We start from the raw sequence: 23,741 nt of genomic DNA on the forward strand, positions 1-23,741 counted from the left end.
GGAAAACAATTATGTCACAAGCGACTGACTCCCAAGTCCCTGCGAACGCGCCTGCGCGACCGAACGAATTCAACCTTGTCTGGGTAGACATGGAAATGACCGGACTGGATCCGGACAATGACCGCATCATCGAGGTAGCGGTCGTCGTGACCGATTCTCAGCTCAATGTATTGGCCGAAGGTCCGGTGTTTGCAATTCATCAATCCGATGAAGTGCTGGACCGCATGGACGCATGGAACAAGGGGACGCACGGCCGCTCCGGTTTGATCGACAGGGTAAAGGCGTCGACCGTCAGCGAAGTGGATGCAGAAAAAGCACTCATCGACTTCCTGAAGCATTTTGTGCCCGCGGGCAAATCGCCGATGTGCGGCAACAGCATCTGCCAGGACCGCCGTTTCATGGCGCGCGGCATGCCCAAGCTGGAAGCGTTTTTCCATTATCGCAACCTTGACGTTTCGACATTGAAGGAACTCTGCAAGCGCTGGAAGCCGGACATCTCCACCGGTTTCAAGAAGCACCAGAAGCACACTGCGCTGGCCGACATCGTCGAGTCGATCGAGGAACTGCGCTACTACCGCGAACACTTCATCAAGCTCTGATTTGTTTCACCGTGCCGGCCGCCGCCTGGCGCGCCGGCACTTTTATTTTCTACAAGCATGACCTCCGACACCGACCTGCCGCCGTCCGAATCGCTCGACGCCGCTACCGAAAGCAACCGCAAGGTTCCCTCTGAATTGATCGCTCGCGAAGTGGGGCGACGCCGTACCTTCGGCATCATCTCCCACCCTGACGCCGGTAAAACGACGCTGACCGAAAAACTGCTGCTGTTTTCAGGCGCGATCCAGCTCGCCGGCACGGTGAAGGCGCGCAAGAGCGGCCGCCATGCGACCTCCGACTGGATGGAAATCGAAAAGCAGCGCGGCATTTCGGTGGCCAGCTCGGTAATGCAGTTCGAATATCGTGACCACGTTGTCAACCTGCTCGACACGCCGGGCCACCAGGACTTTTCGGAAGATACCTATCGCGTGCTGACCGCGGTCGACTCGGCGCTGATGGTGATCGACGCGGCAAAGGGCGTGGAAGAGCAGACCATCAAGCTGCTCAACGTTTGCCGCATGCGCGACACGCCCATCCTGACCTTCATGAACAAGCTGGACCGGGAGTGCCGCGATCCGCTGGAGCTGCTGGACGAAGTTGAATCCGTGCTGAAGATCCAGTGCGCGCCGGTGACCTGGCCGATCGGCATGGGCAAGAATTTCCGTGGTGTCTATCACTTGCTGCGAGACGAAATCCTGCTGTTCAAGGCCGGTTCCGAGCGTGCGGACCAGGAATTCGAGGTGGTGAAGGGCATCGACAACCCGCGCCTGGCGGAGATGTTCCCGCTCGAAATCGAGCAGCTGAAGATGGAAGTGGAGCTGGTGCACGGCGCGTCGCATCCGTTCGATCTCGACGAATTCCTCGCGGGCAAGCAGACGCCGGTGTTCTTCGGGTCCGCGATCAACAACTTCGGCGTGCGCGAGATTCTCAATGCGCTGCTCGACTGGGCACCGGCGCCGCGCCACCGCGACGCGACGGTCCGTGCCGTGGAGCCGACCGAAGAGCCGTTCTCCGGTTTCGTCTTCAAGATCCAGGCCAACATGGATCCGGCGCACCGTGATCGCATCGCCTTCCTGCGCGTCTGTTCCGGGCGCTTCGAGCGCGGCATGAAGATCAAGCACTTGCGTCTTGGCCGTGAGATCAAGGTGTCGAGCGTGGTGACCTTCATGGCTTCGAGCCGCGAACAGGTGGAAGAGGCGTACGCCGGCGACATCATCGGCCTGCCGAACCACGGCAACATGCAGATCGGCGACAGTTTTTCCGAAGGGGAACTGCTGCAGTTCACCGGCATTCCGTATTTCGCGCCGGACTTTTTCCGTTCGGTACGCATTCGCAACCCGCTCAAGATCAAGCAGTTGCACAAGGGCTTGCAGCAGCTGGGTGAAGAGGGGGCGGTGCAGGTGTTCAAGCCGGTCCATGGTGGCGACCTCATCCTTGGCGCGGTCGGCGTGCTGCAGTTCGAAGTCGTCGCCAGCCGCCTCCTGAACGAGTACGGCGTGGATGCCGTGTTCGAAGGAACAAGTATCAGCAGCGCACGCTGGATTTCCTGCGATGACAAGAAAGCGCTCGCCGACTTCGAAAAGTCCTCCGCCGGCGCCAACATCGCCTTCGACGCATCCGGCAACATGGCCTACCTGGCTACTTCGGGTGTCAACCTGAAGCTGACGCAGGAACGCTGGCCGCAGCTCACCTTCCATGCCACACGGGAACATGCCGCAAAACTGAACTGATCCCGCGCTTCCCCATCCAACGCCGGGCCCGCGCGCAGTTTGCGCCGGGCCTGGCGTTTTTGTTTCGACCATCCCGATGCATGTCGCCGACAAGCCGGAGTAAGAGGTATTTGTCTCCAAATTGGCTGCTGTTAGCTGCCATTTCCGGGGCTGTTTGCGGAAGCTCAATGGGCCGAAAAGGCCGCCGCCTATACTCTCCCAACGCGTTTTTTCAACCTCTTACTCTCCCCGTTTTTGTTGTGCAGCGATCTGAATTCCAGTTTGTTCACGCAGTTACAGAATCAAGGAGCAACAATGCTAACTGCCACCTATTCCCTGGTCGCCATTGCGGCTGAGCAAGACAAGACTCGCGCCATGCTCTCTCGTCTGCAGCAGTACCTCCAGGGTACCTGGAGGGGCTTGCAAAAGATTGACTTTACTTTTCTCGAAACGGCATTCGGCAAGCTGATGCAATTCGACAAGTATTTTGGCGCCCGAAAGTTGGAGCGCTATCTCGTTCCCGCCATGCGCACTGCCGGCCGGGAAGCGGAAAACCTCGTCGCAGAACTCGACGCGCTGAGCGCCAAGGGGGCGGGCATCCTCCGGTCGCTCGGCGAGCACTTGGCCGAAGCGTTTGAGGCGAGCGCCGGCAGGATCAACCAGATCTGTCACGCAATGGACTCGTACTGTGGAACGATGCTCGTACGCCTGGAACGGGAAGAGCGCGAACTCATTCCCATGGCGCGCCGCATCTTCTCGATTGAGGACTGGTTCACCATCGCCGCGCAATTTCTCTCCGAGGACGGCGATGCGGATGGCCGACATCGCCCGGTCGCTGTCCAGCGCGGCGCCTTTGTGAGCCGTCGCCCAGTCGTGTCTGCCCGCTCTTAACGCCAAGGGCACTTCTCCCGGCGCACTTGCGCGCCGTCACTTTTATTGGCATGGTGTGTTCCATGTTTTTTCGTGGAACACACATGCCGAAAATTCTCCGGTTCACGCGTCTTTCCCTCCGCGACCTGCTCGTCGCATCGGGCCCCGCGGTCATCGCGATTGTGGTGACCTGCGTACTGGCTTACTGGCTGGTGGATCCGTCGCCCCCGCGCCATGTCACGCTCTCTACCGGGCAGGAAAATAGCGCCTATGAAGCGATCGGCAGGAAATATGCGGCGATCCTTGCACGCAACGATATCCGTGTCGAATTGACGCCCTCGCTTGGTTCCAGCGAAAACCTGCTGCGTCTCAAGGACGAGGCTTCTCCCATCGACATTGCCTTTGTGCAGAGCGGATCAACGCGCACGGAAGAGTTGGAGGGGAGGGGGCTGGTCTCGCTCGGCAGCCTGTTCACCGAACCCGTGTGGCTGTTCCTGAAGGAGTCCCGCAATATCACGCGCCTGGCGCAGTTGAAAGGCCTGCGCATCAATGTCGGCCCCGAAGGTACCGGTGTGCCCAGCCTGTTCAAGCAAATCCTGTCTGCCAATGGCGTGGAAGCCGCGCAAATCAAGCTTGGCGCGTTGGAAAATACGCCGGCGACGGTCGAGCTGCTCGCGGGCCGCATCGACGGACTCGTCTTCAGTTCAGCCCCGGATGCACCGCTGATCCAGATGCTCCTGCAAACCCCCGGCATTCGCTTGTTCGACTTTGCGCAGGCCGAGGCGTACACGCGGCGGTTTCCCTTTCTCTCGCATGTCGTTCTCCCGCGCGGCATCGTCGATTTCGGGCGTGACCTGCCTTCGAAGGATGTCCACCTGATTGCGCCGACCGCAACGCTGGTCGCGCGTGAAGACCTGCATCCGGCGCTCGTCGATCTCTTTGTGCAGGCGGCCGCCGAGATCCACGGCGAGGCCGGCTGGTTTCACAAGAAAGGAGAATTCCCCACGGCGAATTACACCGAGGTGCCGGTGTCGAATGCGGCAGAAAAGTTTTACAAGAACGGCCCGCCGCTCCTGCAGCGCTACTTGCCGTTCTGGCTCGCCAATTTCTTCGAGCGCATGTGGGTGGTGATCGTGGCGCTCGGTGCCTTGATCCTGCCGCTGTCGCGCATCATCCCGCCGCTGTACGTCTGGAAGGTGCGCTCGCGGGTCTTCCGCTGGTACGGCCAGTTGCGTGCGGTCGAGCAGGCGATCGAGGATGTTCCGGCCGAGCGGCAGAAGGAGGTTTATCCGGAACAGCTTCAGCGGCTGAACGACATCGAGGAACGCGTCAACCGCATTTCGATTCCCCTGTCGTTCGCCGACGAGTTGTACGGACTGCGCAGCCACATCAATTTCGTGCGGCGGCGCGTCCAGTCGCTCATGCAGGCGTCAGGCGCCAATCCAGGGTAGACCCGCCTTGCACCAGCCGCCAACTGTCTTGCGGTGTCCATCGGCGTCCTTGTCGCCTTCAAAGCCTTCGAGGACATCGAAGCAGTTGGCATAGCCGTTCTCGGTCGCGAGCTTGGCGGCATGGCGCGAACGTACACCCGAGCGGCACAGAAAGAGCAATACGTTTTCTTTAGTGGCGACACGCGACAGCTCGTCGAGGAAGGACTGGTTTGGTGTGCCTCCCGGATAGGTGTTCCACTGGACCGCGACATGCTGCCCTTCGGGAATGGCGACCCGCCCAACCCAGTCGCGTTCGGCGTTGGTGCGGACGTCGACGAGAAGGACGTTCGGATCTTGTCGGACGAGGTTAAAGGCTTCCGTGGGGGTGACGGCACCAGCATACGGCAATTGCTTCTCTGCGCCGCGCTGCCGTGCGGTGGAAAGGATAGTCATGGGCGATCTCCGGAAAATTTGGCTTTTTTATATTTTATCCGCTTGATCGCCGAGCCATAGCGGCCAGCGTCTTAACGGCGCATAGCGCACAATTTTGGTGCTTTGCGCGCAGGAAAAGCACTAAAATGGTGCGCACGGCGAGTTGCGCACCTTTTTAGTGCTTTTTTGGGGCGTCAGTTCTCACGCCATTTGTATTTCAAAAGCGCACTATTTCCGCTAATTCGCACGCTTCATCGCGGTGCAGGCGAATTGTTTTTTCTCAAGATGGTGGCATGGAATCTGCTATCATTCCCGGCTGTGTTTCAAGTCGCACTTCGGCCTGTCGCAGGCGTATACAGTCGGCTCAAACCAACTCTAGTTATCCGAACCACATCCGCTCATACACTTAGGAGATTCGCATGGCAATGACGGCCGCAGACGTCTTGAAGATGGCGAAAGAAAACGAAGTCAAATTCGTTGATTTTCGCTTTGCTGACACCCGAGGCAAGGAACAGCACGTGACCGTGCCGGTTTCGCAGTTCGGCATGGACAAGTTCGAGTCCGGCCATGCGTTCGACGGTTCCTCGATCGCCGGCTGGAAGGGCATCGAAGCCTCCGACATGCTGCTGATGCCCGATCCGAACACCGCCAACATCGATCCCTTCATGGAAGAGACCACGATGTTCATGCAGTGCGACGTGATCGAACCGTCCGACGGCAAGGGTTACGACCGCGATCCGCGCTCCATCGCCAAGCGCGCTGAAGCCTACCTGAAGTCCTCCGGCCTGGGCGACACCGCCTACTTCGGTCCGGAACCCGAATTCTTCATCTTCGACAACGTTCGCTGGAAGATCGACATGTCCGGCTGCTTCGTCAAGATCGGCTCGGAAGAAGCATCCTGGTCCACCGGCAAGGAACTCGAAGGCGGCAACACCGGCCATCGTCCGACCGTCAAGGGCGGCTATTTCCCGGTTCCCCCGGTCGACAGCTTCCAGGACATGCGTTCCGAAATGTCCCTGATCCTCGAAGCAATGGGCATCCCGGTTGAAGTGCACCACCACGAAGTCGCTGGCGCAGGCCAGAACGAACTCGGCACCAAGTTCTCCACCCTGGTGCAGCGCGCTGACTGGACCCAGAACCTGAAGTACGTGATCTGGAACGTCGCTCACACCTACGGCAAGACCGCAACCTTCATGCCGAAGCCGCTGGTCGGCGACAACGGCTCCGGTATGCACGTTCACCAGTCCGTCTGGAAGGATGGCCAGAACCTGTTCGCAGGCGACGGCTATGCAGGCCTTTCCGACTTCGCGCTGTACTACATCGGCGGCATCATCAAGCACGCACGCGCGCTGAACGCGATCACCAACCCGGGCACCAACTCCTACAAGCGTCTGGTTCCTGGCTTCGAAGCACCGGTCAAGCTGGCGTACTCGGCAAAGAACCGTTCCGCATCGATCCGTATTCCGCACGTTGCGAACCCGAAGGGCCGCCGCGTCGAAGCACGCTTCCCGGATCCGCTGTCCAACCCGTACCTGTGCTTCTCCGCCCTGCTGATGGCAGGCCTGGACGGCGTGCAGAACAAGATCCACCCGGGCGAAGCAGCATCGAAGGACCTGTACCACCTGCCGCCGGAAGAAGATGCACTGATCCCGACCGTCTGCCATTCCCTGGACCAGGCGCTCGAGTACCTCGACAAGGACCGCGAGTTCCTGACCCGTGGCGGCGTGTTCAGCGACACCATGATCGACGCTTACATCGAACTGAAGATGCAGGAAGTCCAGCGCTTCCGCATGACGACCCACCCGGTCGAGTTCGACATGTACTACTCGCTGTAATCAGCTTTCCGCCGCAAGGCGACGCTGCTCAAGAGACGGGGAAAACTTCGGTTTTCCCCGTTTTTTTTGCTTGCGGAAACTGTTGCACGGATTTGCGATCCAAGCGGGAGTGTTTGTAAAGCATTGATTCTTATCCTAAACTAGTAAGCGCCCGCATAGTTTCTTGAAAGAAAGATGATTAATCAACAATTGACCGGATTGCTATTGCTGCTGGCGACGGCGGGTGCCGCGCAGGCGCAAAGCGAGGTCTACCTGTGCGTCGACGAGCATGGGAAGAGGGAATACAAGAACACTGGCCTGACGAAGGGCTGCAAGAAAGTCGACCTGCCTGGCATCACCATGATCCCGGCGCCGCCGAAAAAGGCGGCTGCGCAGACTGCAGCGGCAAAGCCGGCGGCAAGCACGCCGCAGGATTTCCCCAAGGTCGATAATGGCACTCAGAAGACCCGCGATAACGATCGCAAGCAGATCCTGCTCGACGAGATGAAGGCGGAAGAGCAGAAGCTGTCGAACCTGAAGAAGGATTACAACAACGGCGAGCCCGAGCGCCGCGGCGATGAACGCAACTACGCGAAGTACCAGGAGCGGGTTGCCGGGATGAAGGAAGACATCGACCGCACGGAAAAAAACATCGAAGCCCTGAAGCGCGAAATCGGTAACATAAAATAGGGTGGGTATGACGCTTGCATAAACAGGGCCGCGTGATGCGGCCCTTTTGATTTCTGGAATAACGTGAAAACATCGCCCCCCACATTCGACGGCCTGGACCTGCTGTCATCGGCAGTCGTCATCCTCGATGCGTCGAGCCGCATTACCTATGCCAATGCCGCCGCCGAGAACCTGCTCGAAAGTTCGTTCAAGGTCCTGTCGCACCAGAAGCTCGATACGCTTTTCCTCAATGGCGATCACCTCAACCAGATTTTCCAGGAAGCCGTCCAGCATCGATTCGCCGACAAGCGTCTCGACTTGTCGCTCGAACGTCCCAACCGCGAACCGCTGCATGTCCACGTGATCGTCACGGCGCTGGACAACCCCGACACGCCGGTCCTCATCGAGTTGCGCGAGAACGTACAGCAGCTCAAGCAGGACCGCGAGGAGCGCATGCTCGACCAGAGCCAGGCGAACAAGGAACTGATCCGCAACCTCGCGCACGAGATCAAGAACCCGCTCGGCGGCATCCGCGGGGCGGCACAGTTGCTGGAGCTCGAGTTGCCCGAGCGCCACCTGAAGGAATTGCGCGAGTACACCCAGGTCATCATCAAGGAAGCGGACCGCTTGCAGACGCTGGTGGACCGCCTGCTCGCGCCGCATCGCCGCCCGCACATCGTCGGAGACGTCAACATTCATGAAGTCTGCGAGCGCGTGCGCAGCCTCATCGTCGCCGAGTTCCCGACCGGTCTCACGATCAAGCGCGACTATGATCTCTCGGTGCCCGAATTCCGGGGCGACAAGGAGCAGCTGATCCAGGCAGTCCTCAACATTGCACACAACGCCGCGCAGGCGCTGGCCGACCAGATCAAGGCGGGCGATGCGGTCATCACCTTCCAGACGCGTGTCGCAAGACAGGTGACGCTCGCGAAGGTGCGTTACAGGCTGGCATTAGATTTGCATATCATCGACAATGGACCGGGCATCCCGCCCGACATCCGCGATCGCATTTTCTATCCGCTGGTGTCGGGAAAAGATGGTGGCAGCGGACTCGGGCTCACGCTTGCGCAAACGTTCGTGCAGCAGCACATGGGAGTGATCGAATGCGAGAGCCGGCCGGGATGCACGGACTTCAGGATTTTGATACCGCTGCCTTGACCACAAGATCGAGGACGGCTCAACCCAATGCCACACGCGCGGGATACTGAAAAAATATGAAGCCAATCTGGATTGTTGACGACGACGAATCGATTCGTTGGGTACTCGAAAAAGCCCTCGCCCGCGAAAACCTGGCCACCAAAAGCTTTTCCAATGCGCGCGAGGTCATGGATGCTCTGCAGACCAGCGTGCCGCAAGTCCTCGTGTCCGACATCCGCATGCCCGGGGAGTCCGGGCTGGAACTCCTGCAGACCGTCAAGACGAAGTATCCCGGCCTCCCGGTCATCGTGATTACGGCATTCTCCGATCTCGATTCGGCAGTCGCCGCGTTCCAGGGTGGTGCATTCGAATACCTCGCCAAGCCCTTCGATGTCGACAAGGCCGTCGAGCTGATCCGCCGTGCACTGGAAGAGAGCCTGCGCGAGTCGAGTGTCGAGGCGACTGCTGCCGATACGCCGGAGATCCTGGGACAGGCGCCGGCGATGCAGGATGTGTTCCGCGCCATCGGACGTCTCTCGCAGTCGAACGTCACCGTGCTGATTACCGGCGAATCCGGCTCCGGCAAGGAGCTCGTCGCACGCGCGCTGCACAAGCACAGTCCGCGCGCGACACAACCCTATATCGCGCTGAACACCGCAGCCATTCCGAAGGACCTGCTCGAATCCGAACTGTTCGGCCATGAGCGCGGCGCCTTCACGGGCGCGCAGGCGATGCGGCGCGGCCGCTTCGAGCAGGCCGAGAACGGCACGCTCTTCCTCGATGAAATCGGCGACATGCCTTTCGACCTGCAGACGCGATTGCTGCGCGTGCTGTCTGACGGACATTTCTATCGCGTGGGCGGACACCAGCCGCTCAAGGCGAATGTGCGCGTGATCGCCGCCACGCACCAGAACCTCGAACAGCGCGTGAAGGAAGGCCTGTTCCGCGAAGACTTGTATCACCGCCTCAACGTGATCCGCCTGCGCCTGCCCAGCTTGCGCGAGCGGCGCGAGGATATCCCGCTGCTGACGCGCCACTTCCTCGCCCAGAGCGCCAAGCAGCTCGGCGTGGAAGCCAAGCGTATGTCTGACGCCGCCATGCAATTCCTGGCGAGCCTCGACTTGCCTGGCAACGTCCGACAGCTTGAGAACCTGTGCAACTGGATTACGGTCATGGCGCCGGGGCAGACCGTGGAGATCAAGGATTTGCCGGCGGATCTGACGCATGGGCAGGAATTCGCGCCTCCCGCGGTCTCGTCGTTGTTGTCCCCGACACAGGCAGCTACGCAGTCGCCGGTGTTTGCGTCCCCTGCGGAATTGCCGTCTTCGGGTGTCCCTGTCAGTACCGGCATGTTCGCTCCGCCGGTGACCGCGTCGATGCCCTCTGCCCCGGTGTCGCCGATTCCGAATGGTTCTGCAGAAAAGGCCAGCTGGATCAGCCTGCTCGAATCTGAAGCGGCGCAAATGCTCGCCGCTGGACAGCCGGAGGTGATGGATGCGCTCGGCCGGCAGTTCGAATCGGCGCTGATCAAGACTGCCCTCAAGCATACGCATGGCCGAAAGAACGACGCTGCGGTTCGCCTCGGCATCGGCCGGAATACCATCACGCGCAAGATCCACGAACTTGGCATAGACGGCGCCAAGGACGAATGACACCAGAAGGGCCGGCGATTGACCGAAATGTTGTTCGGTTAAGGTCGCAAAATGAGTCATTCCGGCGAAAGCCGGAATCCAGCGTCGTTTGTCTATGCACTGAAAGACACTGGATCGCGACGTGGCCGCCGAGGCTTTCGTCGGGATGACGAGGGTTGAATCAGCTTCAGCGAACGTCATTACGGCGATTGACCGGACCTTGTTCTATGTCGTTGTGCCGGCGCGTCGCGCCAGTACGGAGACAATTGCAACGGCCGCCGCGCTTGCAAGTAAATGCTTGAGCGTGTGCCCGCTCATCACGCCCGTCATCGCCATCACACCATGGTCATGCAATTCGGCAGCCTTCGCCGTTGCATACAAAAGGATGGCTATTCCAAAGCCCGCACGTTCTGCGCCCGACGCTCCATGGATCCACTGCCATGCTGGAATCAGTACCAGCGGCAAGGCCTGCAGGAGCAGGTAAGGACGCAAGTCTCCACTCTGTTGCCACCAGAAGACACTCGCAATGGCAAGAATGCCGAGCAGCAGTACGTGGAGCGTTCCGTGCCTCGTCCTTGAGGTATCACCATGTACCCCTGCAAGCAGGCCGGCGCAGGCAAGGGCAATCGGAATCCTGTCCCAGAGCAGGCGGAAGTCATCCGGCTGCAGGTGGTAGTAAGTCGAGCCGGCCGCGGTGAGGACGAGCGCCGTCACGAAGAGAACATGCCCTGCCTGCCCTGGCGTGGCCGAACTTTTGCGCAGGGATAGCCAGCCCCAGACTCCGGCAAGCGCAAAGCCGATGTTCGAAAGTACGTCCAAGGCGTTCGGAAGAATCGCGAGCGCACGTGTGTCGGCAAAACAGTGATAGTCCTCCGGCTGCACGATGGGGCCGTGCAGCAGCATGAGGATGATGATGCTGGCTGTCAGGAAGTGTGGCAGGTGCCGCTTCATGTGGTCTCCTTGGAATAAAGGTGACAAGGAGCGTGCGCCGCTGCCGAACGGAAAGAAAGCCGCCATCGCCACGTGCTGCATAGGTACCGTTCCGGTATCGCGTGCCGATACGCGCACTCTGCACAAACCTTCAGCAAACGCAAAAAGCTTGGCCTGCGGGAAGCCTATGATGTGCTCACAATCAACTTTGTGTGCGGCACTGTTTGCGGTCGTGAAATTCCACTTCAAGCTCTTCCATGTTGTTCTGGCGATCGTCGCGACGATCGTGCTCACGCTCGTTGTCGTCAACCTTGCGGAAGGCGAAAGAAAGGTTGGAAGCAGGATCGACGCACTCTATGGCGTCACCGATCCGCAGTACCTGCGTTCGATGGGTGTCCTCCTCGGTCCGGCGATTACCGAAGGGAACAAGGTCGAACACCTGGAGAACGGCGACCGCATCTTCCCGGCGATGCTCGATGCCATCCGGTCGGCCAGGCACACCATCACATTCGAAACCTATATCTACTGGTCTGGCGAAGTGGGCAAAGCATTTGCCGAAGCCTTGGGCGAGCGCGCGCGTGCGGGCGTCAAGGTGCATGTCCTGCTCGACTGGGTCGGCAGCGCGAAGATGGAGGAACAACTGCTTGAAGAGATGCGCAAGGGCGGCGTGGAAGTCGAGCGCTACCACGAGCCGCACTGGTACAACTGGTCGCGATTGAACAATCGCACGCATCGCAAGATCCTCGTCGTCGACGGCAGGATCGGATTCACCGGTGGCGTGGGCATCGCCGACCAGTGGAGCGGCGACGCGCAGGACAAGCAGCACTGGCGCGATTCGCACTTCCGTGTCGAGGGACCGGTCGTGGCTGAATTCCAGGCCGTGTTCCTGGACAACTGGATGAAGGCCACTGGCCGCGTGCTGCATAGTGCGGAGTATTTTCCGAAGATCGATCGCGCGGGGAATACGCCGGCGCAGATGTTCAGCAGTTCGCCGACCGGCGGCAGCGAGAGCATGCACTTGATGTACCTGCTGTCGATTGCCTCGGCGCAGAAATCAATCCTGCTTGAGAGTTCCTACTTCGTTCCTGACGCATTGGCCATCGAGGCGCTTGTCGCCGCGGCGAAGCGCGGCGTCCGGGTGCGGATCATCACGCCGGGGGAGCACATCGACACGGAAATCGTCAGGCGCGCATCGCGTGCGCGATGGGGAAATCTGCTGGAGGCCGGCATAGAGATTCATGAATACAAGCCGACCATGTTCCACTGCAAGGTGATGGTCGTCGACGGCTTCCTGGTATCGACCGGCTCGACGAATTTCGACAACCGTTCCTTCCGGCTGAACGATGAAGCGAACCTGAATGTGTATGACGCCGACTTCGCGAAGCAGATGGCGGATGTATTTGAAAAGGATTTGACACGCGCGCATCGCATCACGCTCGAGGAATGGCAGAACCGGCCCTTCGGGGAAAAACTCATCGAGCACGCGTCTTCGCTGCTCGGCAAGCAGCTCTGAGTCAGGTATTGCGGCGCGGGTAACCTTCGGCGGTAATGCGCACCCAGACGCGCTCCTTTTCTTCCTCGGTCATGAATACCCAGTGCGCAACTTCCTCGACGGTACGGCCGCAGCCGCGGCAGACGTCATCAAAGGTGGTTGAGCAGACGGCAACACATGGCGTGTCGGGGCGGGAAGAATTTTGCATAATGGAGGCCTTCAAACCGACATTCTAGGCCAAAACACATGCTCAAGCTTTACTACTACCCCGGTAATGCGAACCTCGCACCGCACATGTTGCTGGAAGAGCTGGGCGTACCTTACGAGCTGGTGCTCGTCGACAGGACGAAGGATGCGCACCACAGCGCCCAGTACCTGAAACTGAACCCGAACGGCCGCATTCCCACGCTCGTCGACGGTGATCTTGTCCTGTTTGAAACGGCGGCGATCTGCCTGCACCTCGTTGACCAGAATCCCGACGCCGGCTTCGCCCCCGCTGTTGGCACGAACGAGCGCGCGCACTTCTACAAGTGGCTTGTGTATCTGACCAATACCCTGCAGGCGGAACTGATCACTTACTTCTATCCGGAGCGATTGGTGGATGAGGAATGCGCCGCGGCACAGGTCAAGGCGCATGCGGAGGCGCGCGTGGGCGGCATGCTGGACCTGCTGGATAAGACGCTTGCAGAAAGCGGTGGACCATTCCTGCTCGGGCAGCGCATCACGGCGGTGGATCCCTACCTGTTCATGCTGTCGCGCTGGACGCGCATGATGCACAACCCCGCGCGCAACAGGCCGCATCTGGGCGCCTTCCTGACGATGATGGTAGAGCGTCCGGCGATCAGACGTGCATTGGAGCAGGAAGGGTTGGGCGATCCGTTGTTTTAGCCTCGGCACGCCACATGCTGGCGGGCTCCTGCGCAAGAAATTTTCAAGCACCTCTCCCCGTCGTTCCCGCGAAGGCGGGAATCCAAAGGGAGGTGGATCGAAGAAACTCAGCATGGATTCCTGCATTCGCCTTCAAGTCATCCTATTGCACTTGGTTCAGCTTTCGCCACAGTGTCGTTCGGCTGATGCCCAGATACTTCGCCGCCGCTTCACGATTACCATTGAAGCGCTCCAGCACCTGCTGGATCGATTCCGACTGCGGTGCCGGCAGACGTTTCGCCGACGCTTCCGCCTTCGCCGCGCTTGCCAGTTCCGGCGCAACAGAAAGCACAAAGCTCGGCGACAGCGCCTGCAGCGGTTCCGCCGCAAGGAAGAGCGCGAGGCGTTCCATCAAATTGCGCAGCTCGCGCACATTGCCGGGCCACACATAGCTGGCCAGCATGGGCGCGCAGGCCAGGAGTTCCGCATGCAGGTTTGCATGCGGCCGGACGCCGAGTGAGGCGAGTGCATTCTTGAGTCCCCATTCCGCCAGCGCCACCAGATCGTCGGTGCGCTCGCGCAGCGGCGGCAGCGTCAGGCGCAGCACGCCGAGCCGGTAGAAGAGGTCGGCGCGAAAGCGGCCATCCCTCACGCGCTGGTCGAGGTCGCAATGCGTGGCGCTGATGATCCGCACATTGACCGGGACGGGGCGCGTGCCGCCCACACGCACCACCTCGCGTTCTTCCAGCACACGCAGCAGGCGCGTCTGCAACTGCAATGGCATTTCGCCGATTTCATCGAGGAACAGCGTGCCGCGATTGGCCGCTTCGAACAGGCCCGCATGTCCTCCGCGGCGCGAACCGGTGAATGCGCCTTCTTCATAGCCGAACAGTTCCGACTCCAATAGGGACTCCGCCACCGCGCCGCAGTTGATGGCGACGAAAGGTTGCCGCGCGCGCTGGCTTTCTCGATGAATGGCCTGTGCGGCCAGTTCCTTGCCCGTGCCCGTCTCGCCCTGGATCAGCACTGTCGCCGGCGATTTGGCGAACAGTTCGATGGAATGACGCACGGATTGCATGGCCGGGGATTCGCCACGCAGGTCGTTCAGGCCGTGCTTGGCGCGCAGCGTGTCGGCAACCGGTTGCGCCCGGCCGCGTCCCGATTCCAGCTGCGTGAAGCGCGCGATTTCCAGTGCATCCTCGAATGCCTGGCGGATGGATGCGGCCGAATAGACGAACACGCCTGCCAGTCCGGCTTCCTCCGCCAGGTCCGTAATCAGGCCCGCGCCGACGATGGCCTTGATGCCGGCGGATTTCAATTCGTTGATTTGCGCGCGCGCGTCTTCCTCGGTGACGTAGGTCCGCTGGGGGATCTCCATGTCGAAGGTCTTGAGGAACTCTGCCAGTTCCGGCATCGGCGTCTGGTACGTGATGAGGCCGATATGCGGCGTGATCTTGCGGGCGCGGGCGAGCGCCTGCATGACATCGAAGCCGCTGGCCTTGGCGATGACGACCGGCAACGACAGCCGGCTCTTCAGGTAGGCGGCGTTGGAGCCGGCGGAAATGACGGCGTCGCAGCGTTCGGTTTCCAGGCGTTCCCTGATGTGCCGAACGGCGTCTTCAAAACCGAGCTGGATGGGTTCGATCGACGCGCGGTCGTCGAACTCAAGTGTGATGTCGCGGAAGAGGTCGGACAGGCGCGAAATCGAGACCGTCCAGATGATCGGCTTATCCGGCAGGTCGGCGGCGGGGCGGGCAGGGAGTCTCATGTTTCATGAACGTTTCAATGTTTCAATTGTAACGTAAATTGAAACGGGTGAGGGGAATTGATGCAAGACAGGATTGATCGCAAGTGATTGAAATAAAAGGAATTTGTTTTGGTATGACTGACCCTTTCAACCTGGCTTACCGTGTGGCACACCGATTGCAATAAAGCCACCAGCTTCAATCGTTGCAACAGTTACCCACAACAAGGTGAAGACATGAGTCTCTATTCCGCAGGCGCCGCCTTCCGCAAGGCGGTCAAAGAAGAATCCCCGCTGCAGGTCGTGGGCGCAATCAATGCCAACCACGCGTTGCTGGCCAAGCGTGCGGGTTACCGCGCGATCTACCTGTCCGGCGGCGGCGTTGCCGCAGGTTCGCTGGGCTTGCCGGATCTCGGCATTTCCAACCTCGACGACGTGCTGACCGACGTACGCCGCATCACCGACGTGTGCGACCTGCCGCTGCTGGTCGACGTCGACACCGGTTTCGGCTCCTCCGCCTTCAACGTCGCCCGCACCGTCAAGTCGATGATCAAGTTCGGCGCTGCTGCGATCCACATCGAAGACCAGGTCGGCGCCAAGCGTTGCGGCCATCGCCCGAACAAGGAAATCGTCAGCAAGCAGGAAATGGTCGACCGCATCAAGGCCGCTGTCGATGCACGCACCGACGAGAACTTCGTGATCATGGCACGCACCGATGCGCTGGCCGTCGAAGGCCTGGAAGCGGCGCTCGACCGCGCTCAAGCCTGCGTCGAAGCCGGCGCCGACATGGTGTTCCCGGAAGCAATCACCCAGCTCGACATGTACAAGATCTTCGCCGATACGCTGAAGGTGCCGGTCCTGGCCAACATCACCGAGTTCGGCGCCACCCCGCTGTACACCGTCGAAGAGCTCAAGAGCGTCAACGTCGGCCTCGTGCTGTATCCGCTGTCCGCCTTCCGCGCAATGAACAAGGCCGCGGAAAACGTCTACACCGCGATCCGCCGTGACGGCTCGCAGAAGAACGTCGTCGACACCATGCAGACCCGCATGGAACTGTACGAGCGCATCAACTACCACGAATTCGAACAGAAGCTCGACGCGCTGTTCGCACAACAAAAAGCCAAGTAATTTTTCCAGGAGATTCTGATGAGTGACCAACAAGCTGCAGGCTTCAAGCCCAAGAAATCCGTTGCCCTGTCCGGCGTGACCGCAGGCAATACCGCACTGTGCACGGTCGGCCGTACCGGCAACGATCTTCACTATCGCGGCTACGACATCCTGGACGTCGCCGATACCTGCGAATTCGAGGAAATCGCCCACCTGCTGGTACACGGCAAGCTGCCTACCACCGCTGAACTGAAGGCCTACAAGGCCAAGCTGAAGGGCCTGCGCGGCCTGCCGTCGCAAGTGAAGGCTGTGCTGGAAGCGCTGCCGGCCGCCTCGCATCCGATGGACGTGATGCGTTCCGGCGTCTCCGCACTCGGCTGCGTGTTGCCCGAGAAGGATGACCACAACACCCCCGGTGCGCGCGACATCGCCGACAAGCTGATGGCCTCGCTCGGCTCCATGCTGCTGTACTGGTACCATTTCAGCCACAATGGCAAGCGCATCGACGTCGAGACCGACGACGACTCCATCGGCGGCCACTTCCTGCACCTGCTGCACGGCCAGAAGCCATCCGACCTGTGGGTCAAGGCGATGCACACCTCGCTGATCCTGTACGCAGAGCACGAGTTCAATGCGTCCACCTTCACCGGCCGCGTCATCGCCGGCACGGGCTCCGACATGTATTCCGCCATCACCGGCGCGATCGGCGCATTGCGCGGTCCGAAGCACGGCGGCGCGAATGAAGTCGCGTTCGAAATCCAGAAGCGCTACGACAACCCGGACGAAGCGGAAGCCGACATCCGCCGCCGCGTCGAGAACAAGGAAGTCGTGATCGGCTTCGGCCACCCGGTCTACACCGTGTCCGACCCGCGCAACAAGGTCATCAAGGAAGTGGCGCGCACGCTGTCTGACGACGCCGGCTCGATGAAGATGTTCGACATCGCCGAGCGCCTGGAAACCGTCATGTGGGAAATCAAGAAAATGTTCCCGAACCTCGACTGGTTCTCCGCCGTGTCCTATCACATGATGGGCGTGCCGACCGCGATGTTCACGCCGCTGTTCGTGATCGCGCGTACCTCGGGCTGGTCCGCGCACATCATCGAACAGCGCATCGACAACAAGATCATCCGCCCGAGCGCCAACTACGTCGGCCCGGAAGATCTGAAGTTCGTACACATCAAGGACCGCAAGTAAAAGGGCAGGCCGGCCGTCGTTAGACAGCCGGCTTTCATTCCTTCACTCACTGAATTCCGATCCCATGAATACCGCATACCGCAAACCCCTTCCGGGCACCAATCTGGACTACTTCGATGCGCGCGCTGCGGTCGAGGCCATCCAGCCGGGCGCCTGGGAAAAGCTGCCCTATACCTCTCGCGTGCATGCCGAAAACCTCGTGCGCCGCTGCGAGCCCTCCATCCTCACCGAATGCCTGAAGCAGATCATCGAGGTCAAGCGTGAGCGCGACTTCCCGTGGTTCCCGGCGCGCGTCGTCTGCCACGACATCCTCGGCCAGACCGCGCTGGTCGACCTCGCCGGCCTGCGTGACGCCATCGCCGACCAGGGCGGCGACCCGGCCAAGGTCAATCCCGTCGTGCCGGTGCAGCTGATCGTCGACCACTCGCTCGCCGTCGAGTGCGGCGGCTTCGATCCGCAAGCTTTCGAGAAGAACCGCGCGATCGAGGATCGCCGCAACGAAGACCGCTTCCACTTCATCGAATGGACCAAGGATGCGTTCAAGAACGTGGACGTGATCCCCGCCGGCAACGGCATCATGCACCAGATCAACCTGGAAAAGATGTCGCCGGTCATCCATGCCAAGGATGGCGTCGCCTTTCCCGACACCTGCGTGGGCACCGACAGCCACACGCCGCACGTCGATGCGCTGGGCGTGATCGCCGTCGGCGTCGGCGGCCTGGAAGCCGAAAACGTCATGCTCGGCCGCGCGTCCTGGATGCGCCTGCCGGAAATCGTCGGCGTTGAACTGACGGGCAAGCGCCAGCCGGGCATCACCGCCACCGACATCGTGCTCGCGCTCACCGAATTCCTGCGCAAGTCGAAGGTCGTCGGCTCCTACCTCGAGTTTTACGGCGAAGGTGCTTCGTCGCTGACCCTGGGCGACCGTGCAACGATTTCCAACATGGCCCCAGAATACGGCGCGACCGCGGCGATGTTCTCCATCGACCAGCAGACGCTGGAATACCTGACGCTGACCGGCCGCTCTCCGGAGCAGGTCAAGCTGGTCGAGACCTATGCGAAGGAAGCCGGACTGTGGTCCGACACGCTGAAGAACGCGGTCTATGAGCGCGTGCTGAAGTTCGACCTGTCCTCCGTGGTGCGCAACATGGCCGGCCCGTCGAATCCGCATGCACGCGTCGCGACGGCCGACCTCGCCGCCAAGGGCATCGCCGGCAAGTGGGAAGAAGTCCCGGGCCAGATGCCGGACGGTGCCGTGATCATCGCTGCGATCACCAGCTGCACCAACACCTCCAATCCGCGCAACGTGATTGCCGCCGCGCTGCTGGCGCGCAATGCGAATCGCATGGGCCTCACCCGCAAGCCGTGGGTAAAGACCTCGCTGGCGCCCGGCTCCAAGGCCGTGGAACTGTATCTCGACGAAGCCGGCCTGACGCAGGATCTCGAAAAGCTCGGCTTCGGCATCGTCGCCTTTGCCTGCACCACCTGCAACGGCATGTCCGGTGCCCTCGATCCGAAGATCCAGCAGGAGATCATCGACCGCGACCTGTACGCGACCGCCGTGCTGTCCGGCAACCGCAACTTCGACGGCCGCATCCATCCGTACGCGAAGCAGGCCTTCCTGGCCTCGCCGCCGCTGGTCGTCGCCTACGCGATTGCCGGTACGGTGCGTTTCGACATCGAACGCGATGCGTTCGGCACCGACGCGAACGGCAAGCCGATCACGCTGAAGGACCTCTGGCCGTCGGACGAAGAGATCGACGCCATCGTCAAGGCGTCGGTGAAGCCGGAGATGTTCAACAAGGTCTACATCCCGATGTTCGACCAGCGTGCGACGACCGCCACGTCGGTCAGCCCGCTGTACGACTGGCGTCCGCAGAGCACCTACATCCGCCGTCCGCCGTACTGGGAAGGCGCGCTGGCAGGCGAGCGCACGCTCAAGGGCATGCGCCCGCTGGCGGTCCTCGGCGACAACATCACCACCGACCACCTGTCGCCGTCCAACGCCATCCTGCCGGACAGCGCAGCGGGCGAGTATCTCGCCAAGATGGGCCTGCCGGAGGAAGACTTCAACTCCTACGCGACGCACCGCGGCGATCACCTCACCGCGCAGCGCGCAACCTTCGCCAATCCGACGCTGTTGAACGAGATGGTCACGGTCGACGGCAAGGTGAAGAAGGGTTCGCTGGCGCGCATCGAGCCGGAAGGCAAGGTCACGCGCATGTGGGAAGCCATCGAGACCTACATGGAGCGCAAGCAGCCGCTGATCATCATCGCCGGGGCGGATTACGGCCAGGGTTCCTCCCGTGACTGGGCGGCCAAGGGCGTGCGCCTCGCGGGCGTGGAAGCGATCGTGGCCGAAGGCTTCGAGCGTATCCACCGCACCAACCTGATCGGCATGGGCGTATTGCCGCTCGAGTTCAAGCCGGGCACCAACCGGCTGACGCTGAAGATCGACGGCACCGAAACCTTCGACGTGATCGGCGAGCGCAAGCCGCGCGCAGACCTCACGCTCGTGATCGTCCGCAAGAACGGTGAGCGCGTGGAAGTGCCGGTGACCTGCCGCCTCGATACGGCAGAGGAAGTGTCGATCTACGATGCGGGCGGCGTGCTGCAGCGGTTTGCGCAGGACTTCCTGGCTTCGTCGGAGTCGAAGGCGGCGTAAGCACCCTCTGTACGTTCCCTCCCCTTCAAGGGGAGGGCTAGGGTGGGGATGGGTTTCGGTAGCACATGAGAGAAACCCATCCCCCTCCCAACCTCCCCCTTGAAGGGGGAGGGGTGTTCTCTAGAACAGGAAACATATCCGATGCCCCACGCACCCCAAATCAAAATCCCCGCCACCTACATCCGTGGCGGCACCAGCAAAGGCGTATTCTTCCGCCTGCAGGATTTGCCCGAGCGCTGCCAGGTGCCGGGCAAGGCCCGCGACAACCTCTTCATGCGCGTGATCGGCAGCCCCGATCCGTACTCGGCGCACATCGACGGCATGGGCGGTGCGACGTCGTCCACCTCCAAATGCGTGATCCTCTCCAAGAGCGACGTGCCTGGTCACGACGTGAACTACCTCTATGGCCAGATTTCCATCGACAAGGCCTTTGTCGACTGGAGCGGCAACTGCGGCAACCTCTCCACGGCCGCCGGCTCGTTCGCGATTCATGCGGGCCTCGTCGATCCTTCGCGCATTCCCGAGAACGGCACCTGCGTGGTCCGCATCTGGCAGGCCAATATCAAGAAGACCATCATTGCCCACGTTCCCATCACCAATGGCCAGGTGCAGGAAACCGGTGACTTTGAACTGGACGGCGTGACCTTCCCTGCTGCGGAAATCGTGCTGGAGTTCATGAATCCGTCGGACGACGCGGAAGAGGGCGGCTCGATGTTCCCCACGGGTAACCTGGTGGACGACCTCGAGGTGCCCGGCATCGGCACGCTCAAGGCCACCATGATCAGCGCCGGCATCCCCACCGTGTTCGTGAATGCCGAAGAGATCGGCTACACCGGCACCGAGCTGCGCGAGCAGATCAACACCGATGCCGCCGCACTGGCGAAATTCGAAAAAATCCGCGTGGCCGGCGCCTTGCGCATGGGCCTCATCAAGACGCCGGAAGAAGCGGCAACCCGCCAGCACACGCCGAAGATCGCCTTTGTCGCAAAGCCGAAGGACTATGTGTCCTCCAGCGGCAAGACCGTGTCCGCCGGCGACGTCGACCTGCTGGTGCGTGCGCTCTCCATGGGCAAGCTGCACCACGCGATGATGGGGACGGCCGCCGTCGCCATCGGCACCGCCGCAGCCATTCCCGGCACGCTGGTCAACATCGCCGCCGGTGGCGGCGAGCGCAATGCCGTCCGCTTCGGCCATCCCTCCGGCACCTTGCGTGTCGGCGCGGAAGCGGCTAGGGTCGATGGCGAATGGTGCGTCACCAAGGCCATCATGAGCCGCAGTTCGCGCATCCTCATGGAAGGCTGGGTGCGCGTTCCCGGCGACGCATTCTAAGAGGCAATTGCCATGATGAAAGAAGCGCATCGGCACTCTCGTCGATGCGCTTTTTTTACGCAGTTTTCACTGCCACGTAAGTGCAGAGTAAGTCGTTCTGCGCATACTGACACACAATAAAAATCATTCCACGTGCAGGTCGTCATCGCACGCATCCAATCTGATTCGGGGGCATCATGAACTTCGCAGACTTCTACAAGAATTCCATCGAAAATCCCCAGGCCTTCTGGGACAACGAAGCCAAACTCATCGACTGGAAAGAGCCCTACAAGCAGGTGCTCGACTACAGCAAACCGCCTTTCACGAAATGGTTCGTCGGCGGCAAGACCAACCTCTGCCATAACGCAGTCGATCGCTGGGCGGAGAAGCAGGGCGACAAGCCGGCGCTGATCGCCATCTCCACCGAAACGAATACCGAGAAGGTGTACAGCTTCAAGGAACTTCAGTCGGAAGTGATGCGCACCGCGGCGATGATGCAGTCGCTCGGCGTCGGCAAGGGTGACCGCGTGCTGATCTACATGCCGATGATTGCCGAGGCTGCATTTGCGATGCTGGCCTGCGCGCGCATTGGCGCCGTGCACTCAGTGGTGTTCGGCGGCTTTGCCTCCAACAGCCTTGCCACCCGCATCGATGACGCGAAGCCGAAGCTCATCGTCTCCGCGGATGCGGGCTCGCGCGGCGGCAAGTCGGTTCCCTACAAGCCGCTGCTGGACGAAGCGATCAACCTGGCCGAACACAAGCCAGCCCATGTGCTGCTCGTCAACCGCGGCCTGGTGCCGATGGACCTCGTCGCCGGCCGCGATGTCGATTACTCGACGTTGCGCGAACAGAACCTCAAGGCCGAGGTGCCTGTCGAGTGGCTCGAGTCGAACGAGATGTCCTACATCCTCTACACCTCGGGCACCACGGGCAAGCCGAAGGGGGTGCAGCGTGACGTCGGCGGTTATGCCGTCGCACTGGCCGCGTCCATGAAGTACATCTTCTGCGGCAATCCGGGTGAGGCCTATTTCTCCACCTCCGACATCGGCTGGGTGGTCGGCCACTCGTACATCGTCTACGGTCCGCTGATCGCCGGCATGGCAACGATCATGTACGAAGGCCTGCCAATTCGCCCCGACGCTGGCATCTGGTGGAGCATCGTCGAGAAGTACAAGGTCACACGCATGTTCTCCGCACCGACCGCAGTGCGCGTGCTGAAGAAGCAGCCGCCGGAATTCATGAAGAAGTACGACCTGTCCTCACTGAAGGCGCTTTATCTTGCTGGTGAACCACTGGACGAGACGACCTCGGCGTGGATTTCCGGCGAGCTGGGCGTGCCCATCATCGACAACTACTGGCAGACCGAAACCGGCTGGCCGATCATGTCGGTTGCCAAGGCAGTGCAGGATACGCCGACGCGTCTCGGCAGCCCCGGTGTGCCGATGTACGGCTACAACGTGAAAGTGCTCAACGAATCGACCGGCGAGGTGTGCGGGCCGAATGAGAAGGGCGTGGTCGTCATCGACGGACCGCTGCCCCCTGGCTGCATGCAGACGGTCTATGGCGACGACGAGCGCTTCGTGAAGACCTATTGGTCGAACTTCAAGCAGCCGGTATATTCCACCTTTGACTGGGGCATTCGCGACGCTGACGGTTACTACTTCATCCTCGGCCGTACCGACGACGTGATCAACGTCGCCGGCCATCGCCTCGGCACGCGCGAGATCGAGGAAAGCATCTCCAGCCATCCGAATGTGTCGGAAGTCGCCGTGGTCGGCGTCGAAGACAAGTTGAAGGGGCAGGTCGCCGTCGCGTTTGCCATCCTGAAGAACGCCGACGCGGCTGCGACACCGGAAGCGAGGAAGGCACTCGAGGCGGAAGTGATGGCGGTGGTGGACAAGCAGTTGGGTGCGGTGGCGCGTCCCGCCCGCGTGCACTTCGTCAACCTGTTGCCCAAGACACGTTCCGGCAAGCTGCTGCGCCGTTCCATCCAGGCGATTTGCGAAGGCCGCGATCCTGGCGACCTTACGACCATTGAGGATCCGAACTCGCTGCAGCAGATCAAGACGGTTCTGTCTGCTTGATCGCTCGATAAAGGTCACGCTGTCGCGCGTGGCCTGCCCAAAACAACAAAGCCACCGAGAG

Annotated in this window: 19 protein-coding genes; 15 read left to right on the plus strand and 4 right to left on the minus strand. The window is 61.0% G+C overall.

Annotated elements, in window-relative coordinates; genetic code table 11:
* The first annotated feature begins 11 nt into the window (after positions 1-11).
* The 4 genes from orn (at position 12) to ACNOHI_RS07300 (ending at position 4,627) form a co-directional block, all read left to right on the plus strand.
* On the plus strand, positions 12-599 hold the full coding sequence (gene orn / locus ACNOHI_RS07285; protein ID WP_420474009.1) for an oligoribonuclease: 588 nt from the start codon (positions 12-14) through the stop codon (positions 597-599).
* A gap of 57 nt (positions 600-656) precedes the next feature.
* Complete coding sequence (locus tag ACNOHI_RS07290) at positions 657-2,327, plus strand: peptide chain release factor 3 (protein WP_420474010.1); 1,671 nt, start codon at positions 657-659, stop codon at positions 2,325-2,327.
* A 294-nt stretch (positions 2,328-2,621) separates the two neighbouring features.
* Positions 2,622-3,197 (plus strand): hypothetical protein, encoded by a 576-nt coding sequence (locus ACNOHI_RS07295; protein ID WP_420474011.1) that lies wholly within the window; start codon positions 2,622-2,624, stop codon positions 3,195-3,197.
* An 83-nt stretch (positions 3,198-3,280) separates the two neighbouring features.
* On the plus strand, positions 3,281-4,627 hold the full coding sequence (locus ACNOHI_RS07300) for a TAXI family TRAP transporter solute-binding subunit (RefSeq protein WP_420474012.1): 1,347 nt from the start codon (positions 3,281-3,283) through the stop codon (positions 4,625-4,627).
* Here ACNOHI_RS07300 and ACNOHI_RS07305 read toward each other — a convergent pair.
* A complete protein-coding gene (locus tag ACNOHI_RS07305) occupies positions 4,607-5,059 on the minus strand; it encodes a rhodanese-like domain-containing protein (RefSeq protein ID WP_420474013.1) in 453 nt (150 codons plus the stop codon). The genes ACNOHI_RS07300 and ACNOHI_RS07305 overlap by 21 nt on opposite strands.
* A 398-nt stretch (positions 5,060-5,457) precedes the next feature.
* Here ACNOHI_RS07305 and glnA point away from each other — a divergent pair, with 398 nt between their 5' ends.
* The 4 genes from glnA to ntrC all read left to right on the plus strand — a co-directional run bounded on the left by glnA (position 5,458) and on the right by ntrC (position 10,310).
* Positions 5,458-6,873, plus strand: a complete 1,416-nt coding sequence (gene glnA, locus ACNOHI_RS07310; RefSeq protein WP_420474014.1) for a type I glutamate--ammonia ligase — start codon at positions 5,458-5,460, stop codon at positions 6,871-6,873.
* Positions 6,874-7,047: 174 nt separating this feature from the next.
* The gene (locus tag ACNOHI_RS07315) at positions 7,048-7,542 is read left to right on the plus strand and encodes a DUF4124 domain-containing protein (protein WP_420474015.1); all 495 of its coding nucleotides are present in this window, start codon (positions 7,048-7,050) and stop codon (positions 7,540-7,542) included.
* A 63-nt stretch (positions 7,543-7,605) separates the two neighbouring features.
* Positions 7,606-8,679: a nitrogen regulation protein NR(II) gene (gene glnL, locus ACNOHI_RS07320; protein WP_420474016.1), complete on the plus strand. Its 1,074-nt coding sequence runs from the start codon at positions 7,606-7,608 to the stop codon at positions 8,677-8,679.
* 56 nt (positions 8,680-8,735) lie between these two features.
* Positions 8,736-10,310, plus strand: coding sequence for a nitrogen regulation protein NR(I) (gene ntrC, locus ACNOHI_RS07325; RefSeq protein WP_420474017.1), 1,575 nt, complete (start codon positions 8,736-8,738; stop codon positions 10,308-10,310).
* 204 nt (positions 10,311-10,514) lie between these two features.
* Here ntrC and ACNOHI_RS07330 read toward each other — a convergent pair whose 3' ends face one another.
* Entirely contained in the window at positions 10,515-11,513 is a 999-nt protein-coding gene (locus tag ACNOHI_RS07330; RefSeq protein ID WP_420474018.1) for a hypothetical protein, read from the minus strand.
* Here ACNOHI_RS07330 and cls point away from each other — a divergent pair.
* Positions 11,506-12,732 (plus strand): cardiolipin synthase, encoded by a 1,227-nt coding sequence (gene cls, locus ACNOHI_RS07335; protein WP_420474019.1) that lies wholly within the window; start codon positions 11,506-11,508, stop codon positions 12,730-12,732. The genes ACNOHI_RS07330 and cls overlap by 8 nt on opposite strands.
* A gap of 1 nt (position 12,733) precedes the next feature.
* On the opposite strand, the gene ACNOHI_RS07340 is transcribed toward cls, so the two are convergent.
* Entirely contained in the window at positions 12,734-12,919 is a 186-nt protein-coding gene (locus tag ACNOHI_RS07340; protein WP_420474020.1) for a DUF1289 domain-containing protein, read from the minus strand.
* 38 nt (positions 12,920-12,957) lie between these two features.
* On the opposite strand from ACNOHI_RS07340, the gene ACNOHI_RS07345 reads away from it, so the two are divergent.
* Positions 12,958-13,599 (plus strand): glutathione S-transferase family protein, encoded by a 642-nt coding sequence (locus ACNOHI_RS07345; protein ID WP_420474021.1) that lies wholly within the window; start codon positions 12,958-12,960, stop codon positions 13,597-13,599.
* 142 nt (positions 13,600-13,741) lie between these two features.
* On the opposite strand, the gene prpR is transcribed toward ACNOHI_RS07345, so the two are convergent.
* A complete protein-coding gene (prpR, locus tag ACNOHI_RS07350) occupies positions 13,742-15,346 on the minus strand; it encodes a propionate catabolism operon regulatory protein PrpR (protein WP_420474022.1) in 1,605 nt (534 codons plus the stop codon).
* A gap of 213 nt (positions 15,347-15,559) precedes the next feature.
* Between prpR and prpB the strand changes: the two genes are divergently transcribed.
* The 5 genes from prpB (at position 15,560) to ACNOHI_RS07375 (ending at position 23,680) form a co-directional block, all read left to right on the plus strand.
* Positions 15,560-16,450: a methylisocitrate lyase gene (prpB, locus tag ACNOHI_RS07355; RefSeq protein WP_420474023.1), complete on the plus strand. Its 891-nt coding sequence runs from the start codon at positions 15,560-15,562 to the stop codon at positions 16,448-16,450.
* 18 nt (positions 16,451-16,468) lie between these two features.
* Positions 16,469-17,623 (plus strand): bifunctional 2-methylcitrate synthase/citrate synthase, encoded by a 1,155-nt coding sequence (gene prpC, locus ACNOHI_RS07360; RefSeq protein WP_420474024.1) that lies wholly within the window; start codon positions 16,469-16,471, stop codon positions 17,621-17,623.
* A 64-nt stretch (positions 17,624-17,687) separates the two neighbouring features.
* Positions 17,688-20,288, plus strand: coding sequence for a Fe/S-dependent 2-methylisocitrate dehydratase AcnD (gene acnD, locus ACNOHI_RS07365; protein WP_420474025.1), 2,601 nt, complete (start codon positions 17,688-17,690; stop codon positions 20,286-20,288).
* 141 nt (positions 20,289-20,429) lie between these two features.
* On the plus strand, positions 20,430-21,617 hold the full coding sequence (gene prpF, locus ACNOHI_RS07370; protein ID WP_420474026.1) for a 2-methylaconitate cis-trans isomerase PrpF: 1,188 nt from the start codon (positions 20,430-20,432) through the stop codon (positions 21,615-21,617).
* 176 nt (positions 21,618-21,793) lie between these two features.
* Entirely contained in the window at positions 21,794-23,680 is a 1,887-nt protein-coding gene (locus ACNOHI_RS07375; protein WP_420474027.1) for a propionate--CoA ligase, read from the plus strand.
* Positions 23,681-23,741: the final 61 nt, after the last annotated feature.

The organism is Noviherbaspirillum sp. ST9 (assembly GCF_048799745.1).
Lineage (GTDB): Bacteria > Pseudomonadota > Gammaproteobacteria > Burkholderiales > Burkholderiaceae_D > Noviherbaspirillum.